This is a genomic window from Collinsella sp. AF04-24, from assembly GCF_003465685.1.
Classification (GTDB): domain Bacteria; phylum Actinomycetota; class Coriobacteriia; order Coriobacteriales; family Coriobacteriaceae; genus Collinsella; species Collinsella aerofaciens_AP.
Genome location: NZ_QSBK01000009.1, coordinates 102754 through 109786, shown reverse-complemented (window position 1 = coordinate 109786; position 7033 = coordinate 102754). Strand labels below are relative to the sequence as shown.

The 7033-nt window shown below is 59.9% G+C and carries 4 protein-coding genes; all 4 read left to right on the top strand.

Annotated elements, in window-relative coordinates; translation table 11 throughout:
* The first annotated feature begins 380 nt into the window (after positions 1–380).
* The 4 genes from uxaC (at position 381) to DWV32_RS05160 (ending at position 6922) form a co-directional block, all read left to right on the top strand.
* Entirely contained in the window at positions 381–1808 is a 1428-nt protein-coding gene (gene uxaC, locus DWV32_RS05175; protein ID WP_117757455.1) for a glucuronate isomerase, read from the top strand.
* A 96-nt stretch (positions 1809–1904) separates the two neighbouring features.
* Positions 1905–3419: a tagaturonate reductase gene (locus DWV32_RS05170; protein WP_117757454.1), complete on the top strand. Its 1515-nt coding sequence runs from the start codon at positions 1905–1907 to the stop codon at positions 3417–3419.
* Between the two features lie 78 nt (positions 3420–3497).
* Entirely contained in the window at positions 3498–4982 is a 1485-nt protein-coding gene (locus tag DWV32_RS05165) for a UxaA family hydrolase (RefSeq protein WP_117757453.1), read from the top strand.
* Positions 4983–5362: 380 nt separating this feature from the next.
* Positions 5363–6922: an MFS transporter gene (locus DWV32_RS05160; RefSeq protein ID WP_157758022.1), complete on the top strand. Its 1560-nt coding sequence runs from the start codon at positions 5363–5365 to the stop codon at positions 6920–6922.
* Positions 6923–7033: the final 111 nt, after the last annotated feature.

The window sequence follows — 7033 nt, the reverse complement described above, 5'->3', positions numbered from 1 at the left end:
CCGTGGGTTATACCCTAAGAGCAAACCACCCTTTTTAAGGGTGGTTCTGATTTATGCCGATTGGGCGCAATATGAGCATCAGATAGGGCTTCGAAGACGGTGCGCGGTGCGCTCCGATGCTGAATACTCCCAAAAATGCACGGCGGAACATGACCCACCTGGCCAAAGCGCTCAAGTTCGGTATTCGGGGACGCTTGCCAATTCGCAATACATACAAGTCACGGCTCCAGTAACCGTTGAACGGGCAAAATCGACCGTTCACCCCATGGTGGTTAGGTGAACGTTCACCTTTTAAGTCGCAATGAATTAGTATAGTGAACGTTCACCTAGAGGATAACGAGCGCATCGTGCGCCCGCTCCGCCAACAAAGGGGTTGTTTGATGAAAAACTTCATGGACGATCAGGATTTCCTGCTGAGCACCAAAACCGGTGAGGAGCTGTTCCACAACTTTGCCGAGGGCATGCCCATCGTTGACTACCACTGCCACATTTCTCCCAAGGAGATCTGGGACGACAAACGTTTTGAGAACATCACCGAGGTTTGGCTGGGCGGTGACCACTACAAGTGGCGCCTGATGCGTGCCAACGGCGTTGACGAGCGCTTCATTACCGGCGATGCCCCTGCTCGCGAGAAGTTCCAGAAGTGGGCCGAGACCCTGGGCCGTTGCGTGGGCAACCCCGTCTTTGAGTGGAGCCACCTGGAGCTTAAGCGTTACTTTGGCTACGAGGGCGTCCTGAACGGCAAAACCGCTCAGGAGGTCTGGGACCTTGCCAACGCCAAGCTCGCTGAGGCCAGCTTTACCTGCCGCAACCTGATCAAGCAGTCCAACGTCCGCATGATCTGCACTACCGACGACCCCGCCGACAGCTTTGAGTGGCACAAGAAGATTGCCGCCGACGACAGTTTTGACGTTCAGGTCGTTCCCGCCATGCGCCCCGATGCCGCCCTGCGCATCGAGCGTGGCCAGGAGTTCGCCGACTACTGCAAGCATCTCTCCGAGGTTGCCGGCATTGAGATCAGCGACTTCGAGGGCATGAAGGCCGCCATCTCCAAGCGCTACGACGTTGCCCACGAGCTGGGCTGCCGCGCTTCCGACCACGCGCTCGACTACGTTATGTACGTTCCGGCTACCGCCGACGAGATCGAGACTATCTTTGCCAAGGGCCTTGCCGCCGAGCCGCTTACCGAGGACGAGGTCCTCAAGTACAAGACGGCCTTTATGCAGTTCGTCGCCGGCGAGTATGTCCGCCTTGGCTGGGCCATGCAGCTGCACTTTGGCTGCAAGCGTGACAACAACCGCGCTATGTTCGCCAAGCTCGGTCCCGACACCGGCTACGACTGCATCTCCAACTACACGCCGTCCGACCAGCTGGCCGATTTCCTCAACTCCATCCAGGAGTCCACGGGTCTGCCCAAGACCATCCTGTACAGCCTGAACCCCATCGACAACACCATGATCGATACCGTGATGGGCTGCTTCCAGGAGGCTCCGACCGCCGGCAAGATCCAGAACGGCTCTGCCTGGTGGTTCAACGACAACGAGATCGGTATGCGCGAGCAGCTTACGGCTCTGGCTAACGAGGGCGTGCTGGGCAACTTTGTGGGCATGCTTACCGATTCCCGCTCCTTCCTGTCCTACCCGCGTCACGAGTACTTCCGTCGCGTGCTGTGCGGCGTGATCGGCGAGTGGGTCGAGCAGGGCAAGTATCCGGCCGACATGGAGCTGCTGGGAGCCATCGTGCGCGACATCAGCTACAACAACGCGGTCCGCTACTTTGGCTTTGACCTGGATACCGTCGAGGCCTAAACCCGCATCGAATCACACCGAACTCGGGAGCGCCGTTGCCACACGCGGCGCCCCCGTTTTGCCTGCACGCTAACAGCAATCTAAGGAGAGACATCGATGGAGAACATCAGCTACGAGACGCTCGAGAAGATCGGCTACAAGGGCTACCTGCTGCCCAAGGACGCGCCCGAGAAGGTTCTGCAGTTTGGCGAGGGCAATTTCCTGCGCGCCTTTGTCGACCGCTTCTTTGACATGGGCAACGAGGCAACCGGCTGGAACGGCAAGGCTGTCATGGTGCAGCCCATCAGCGGCGCCTTTGGCTTTGCCGACGGCATCAATGCCCAGGACGACCTGTACACCGTGCTGGTGCGCGGCAAGGAGAGCGGCAACACGGTCGACGAGTCCCGTGTGATCAGCGCCTGCAGCCGCTGCCTCAATCCGTATCGTGAGGACGACTACCGCGCCATGATGGAGGTCGCCGTCTCCGACGATTTGGAGATTATCGTCTCCAACACCACCGAGGCTGGCATTGCCTACGATCCGTCCTGCAAGGCCGACGACATGCCGCCCGCGAGCTTCCCCGCTAAGCTTGCCCAGGTGCTCCACACCCGCTGGGCCGCCGGCAAGCCGGGCGTCATCGTGCTCGCCTGTGAGCTCATCGATCACAACGGCGAGGAGCTGCTGCGCATCATGAACCAGTACGTGAGCGACTGGGGCTGGGAGGACGAGTTTGCGCAGTGGATGGCCAACGACTGCACCGTCTGCACCACGCTCGTCGACACTATCGTCCCCGGCCGTATCCGCGACCCCAAGGAGGCCGCTGCCGTGGCCGAGCGCCTGGGCTACGAGGATCCCTTCCTGGCCGTGCGCGAGCCCTTCCAGATGTGGGGTATCCAGGGCGATGAGTCGCTCAAGGAGCGTCTGCCCTTCGTGAAGGCCGGCCTGCCGGGTGTCTTTGTGACCCCCGATGTCACCCCGTACAAGAAGCGCAAGGTCCGCATCCTCAACGGCGCCCACACTGCCTTTGTTCCGGGCTCCTGGGTTGCCGGCTTTGACATCGTGCGCGATTGCATGCACGACGAGACCGTTCGTGGCTTCATGAACACCATGCTCTACGACGAGGTCATCCCGACGCTTGCCGCCGATCTTGATGTCGAGGACTGCAAGGCCTTCGCCGCTGCCGTCGAGAACCGCTTCGACAACCCGTTTATCGACCACGCGCTGCTCTCCATTTGCCTCAACTCAACCGCCAAATGGCGCGCTCGCGACCTGCCCACGCTCAAGGACTATGTTGCCGAGACCGGCAGCCTGCCCAAGTGCCTGGCGACGAGCCTCGCTACGCTCATTGCCTTCTATACGCAGGAGCTCGTTGCTCGCGAGGGCGATGGCCTGCACCTGCGCCGCGCCGACGGCACCGAGTACACCGCTCAGGACGATGCCTTCGTGCTCGACTTCTACGCCGCCCACGCCGGTGCAGACGATGCCGAGCTGGTGCACGACGTGCTCAGCAACGAGCAGATGTGGGGCGAGGACCTTACGCAGATCGCCGGCCTTGAGGAGTTTGTCGTCAACGCGCTTGCCGTTGTGCGCGCCGAGGGCGCCAAGCAGGCATTTGCCAACGCCCAGGCCTAAATCCTTCTGTGCGTCCGCCGGGCAACTGGCGGGCGCCCGCTGACTTCTGCTCAACCTGTAGGGTTAGGACCATTTGTAATGAACACTATCCAGATCAATCCGGCCGACAACGTGATCGTCGCGCTGTCGCCGCTTGCCAAGGGCACCGCCGTCGCGGTTCCCGGGGTGGGCGAGGTCGTTGCCGCGGAGGATATTCCGCAGGGCCACAAGATGGCCGTGCGTGCCATTGCGGCGGGGGAGGACGTCGTCAAGTACGGTCTTCCTATCGGTCACGTGACGGGCGACATCCAGCCCGGTCAGTGGCTTCATACGCATAACGTCAAGACCAACCTTTCGGGCGAGGTCGAGTACGCTTACAACCCGACGCATCCGGTCGTTGAGCCGGTTGAGCCCGAGACCTTTATGGGCTTCCGCCGCGCTGACGGTCGCGCCGCCACGCGCAACGAGCTGTGGATCATCCCCACGGTCGGCTGCGTCAACGAGGTCGCACGTGCCATGTGCGAGCAGGCTCAGGATCTGGTCGAGGGCTCGCTGGAGGGCGTTTACTACTTCCCGCATCCCTTTGGCTGCTCGCAGACCGGTGCCGACCATGCCCAGACGCGCCGTCTGCTGGTGGCGCTCTCGCGTCACGCAAACGCTGCGGGCGTGCTGTTCCTGTCCCTCGGTTGCGAGAACTGCACGCACCAGCAGGTACTCGACGAGCTCGGTGACTTCGATCGCGAGCGCGTTCGATTCCTCGCCTGCCAGGATGTAGCCGACGAGCAGGTCGAGGGTCACAAGATCCTGTCCGAGCTTGCCGACATGGCCAAGCAGGCCAAGCGTGAGCCCATTCCTGCCTCCGAGCTGGTCATTGGCCTTAAGTGCGGCGGCTCTGACGGTCTTTCGGGCATTACCGCCAACCCCACGATCGGTCGCGTGAGCGATATGGTCGTCGCCCGCGGCGGCACGTCGGTGCTTACCGAAGTTCCCGAGATGTTTGGCGCGGAGAGCATTCTGCTCGATCGCTGCGAGGACGAGCGGGTCTTCAACGCTGCCTCTGACATGCTCAACGGCTTTAAGGACTACTTTATCAGCCATGGTGAGGTGGTCTACGAGAACCCGAGTCCCGGCAACAAGGACGGCGGTATTACCACGCTCGAGGACAAGAGCTGCGGCTGCGTGCAAAAGGGCGGATCTGCCCCCATCGTCGACGTGCTGCCGTATGCCGGCCAGGCTACCAAGCATGGCCTGAACATGCTGTGTGGCCCGGGTAACGACATGGTATCCACCACGGCCCTGACGGCTGCCGGCTGCCACGTGATCCTGTTCTCGACCGGCCGCGGCACGCCGTTTGGCGCGCCGGCGCCCACGCTCAAGGTGTTCACCAACCAGCGTCTGTGCGACCACAAGGCCAACTGGATGGACTTTAACGCCGGCGTGGTCGCCATGGGCGAGCGTACGCTCGACGAGGCTGCCCACGACCTGTACCAGCTGGTGCTAGAGACGGCGAGCGGCAAGCTTACGAGTGCCGAGCGTCGCGGCTGCCACGAGATCAGCATTTGGAAGGACGGCGTCTGCCTGTAGCGGCAAATGGATTCGCATAGGCCACTGTTGACCATGGCCCCGTCGGGAGTGTTCCCGGCGGGGCCATGTTTGTTTCGTCTGTTCAAGCGTGTCTTCCTGGGGGGCACGGAAGCCGCAAAACAATAAACGTTCACCTAATCGACCTCAAATTTAAACCCACTCAATACCCATGTAATCGTGATTTTTTTTCAAGTCAGATGTCCGTTTAACGGCAAAAAACGACCGTTCAAGGATAATATACAAGTGAACGTTCACCTATCATAAGCAATCGCGCATAATCTAGCTAAACGTTCACCCTACGAGCGGACGACATGCAGACAGACATCGGTATGGACTCCAATGTCTTGTTACAAGACAATCGAGAAAAGAGAGGGAGCTCGATGACTAACAAGATCGGTAAAAAGCGCAAGATCACATTCTGGACGCGCTTGGGCTTTGGCATGGGCGGTATGCTCAACTCCGGCGCCCTGAGCTTTACGCACAGCTATATGGTGCTGTTCCTGTCAACGGAGTGCGGCCTGTCCGCAGGCGAGGCCGCGCTCATCAGCTCGTTCGCCATCTATCTCAACGCCATTCTTTGCCCGCTGATGGGTTTTGTGGCCGATAACTTCTATGCCACCAAGATTGGCCGCATCTTTGGTCGTCGCCGTTTCTGGATTTTGCTGGCTATCCCGATGATGGTCGCCGAGCCGCTCATCTTTGTGGCTACGCCGTTTGGTTTCCCGTACTACTTTGTGTTGTACCTGATCTACAACGTCGCGTACACGTTCTGCACCGCCAACCTGTCGCCGCTTACCATCGAGATGACCGATGACTTCAAGGAGCGTACGTACCTCACCGGCTACAAGCACCTCTTTGGTAACGCCGCCGGCTTCCTGATGGCAGCACTCGTCGGCTTTGGCTTTGGCACCTTCGGCGAGACCAACCCGTTCAGCTACTTCATTATTGCTACGATTAACGCTTCGGTCATGGCAATCTCGCTGCTCTGCGTGTACCTGTCCACGTGGGAGCACACCCCCGAGGAGGTCGCTCAGGAGAAGATCGAGAGCGTCGGCGAGGGTATCAAGAAGTTTTTCATCGACGTTATCTCTACCTTCCGCAACAAGTCCTTCCGCAAGGTCCTGTATGCGCAGGTCTCCACGAAGCTCGCCGCTGCCTGCTGGTCTGCGTGCCTGTCCTTCTTCATCGTCTACTGTCTGCAGATTCCTAAGTCCTACGAGTCCGTGATGGAGATGCCCGGCAAGGTCGTCGCTATCGTCTGCACCGCCATCTGGGTCGCCCTCATGGCCAAGAAGGGCTTCCACAAGTCTTGGTACCTGGCAAACGTCGGTTGCGCCGCGTGCATCATCGCCTACAACTACTTCGCCTTTGGTCAGATCAACGGCACCTCCACGGTCGCCATCGCCATGATCGCCTACCCCATCATCTTCGCCATCTGGAAGTTCTTCTACGTTGGCTTCCAGTATCTGCCCGATGTTCTGCTCAACTACATCCCCGATGTCGATGAGCTCATCACCCTGCGTCGTCGCGAGGGCATCTACAGCTCCGCACAGCAGCTCTGCCAGCAGATCGCCCAGGCTGTTGCCGTCAACGTATGGGCTATCGTCCTTGCTGCCTCCGGCTTCATTCAGACCGCCGGCAACAGCGACGCCGTGACCCAGCCCGCCACCGTGCCTCTGTACATCTGCGGCTACATGCTCATTGGCTGCGCCGGCTTCTTCCTGCTCGCGGCCGTCCTTGCCCGCGGCATCAAGATTGACAAGGAGCAGTGCGACATCCTTTGCGACGAGATTCACCGTGTCAAGGAGGGTGGCAAGATGGCCGACGTCAAGCCCGAGGTCAAGGCGCTTTGCGAGGAGCTCTCCGGCTTTAAGTACGAGGACTGCTTTGCCCACAACAATGTTGGCTTCCAGGACGGCAGCGTAATTCCCGCCGAGTAGGGCAGGCGCATCGTCCAAACCAAAGGGCCGTGCCACCGGAGATCCACCGGCGGGTACGGCCCTTTTTTAAAAACGAGTAGTATGAACTTCTGATTACATTTGAGGGAGAGA

What these genes read in the sequence shown, in the direction of transcription:
- uxaC (WP_117757455.1), top strand. Translation starts at nt 381, where the DNA reads ATGAAAAACTTCATGGACGATCAGGATTTCCTGCTGAGCACCAAAACC.
- DWV32_RS05170 (WP_117757454.1), top strand. Translation starts at nt 1,905, where the DNA reads ATGGAGAACATCAGCTACGAGACGCTCGAGAAGATCGGCTACAAGGGC.
- DWV32_RS05165 (WP_117757453.1), top strand. Translation starts at nt 3,498, where the DNA reads ATGAACACTATCCAGATCAATCCGGCCGACAACGTGATCGTCGCGCTG.
- DWV32_RS05160 (WP_157758022.1), top strand. Translation starts at nt 5,363, where the DNA reads ATGACTAACAAGATCGGTAAAAAGCGCAAGATCACATTCTGGACGCGC.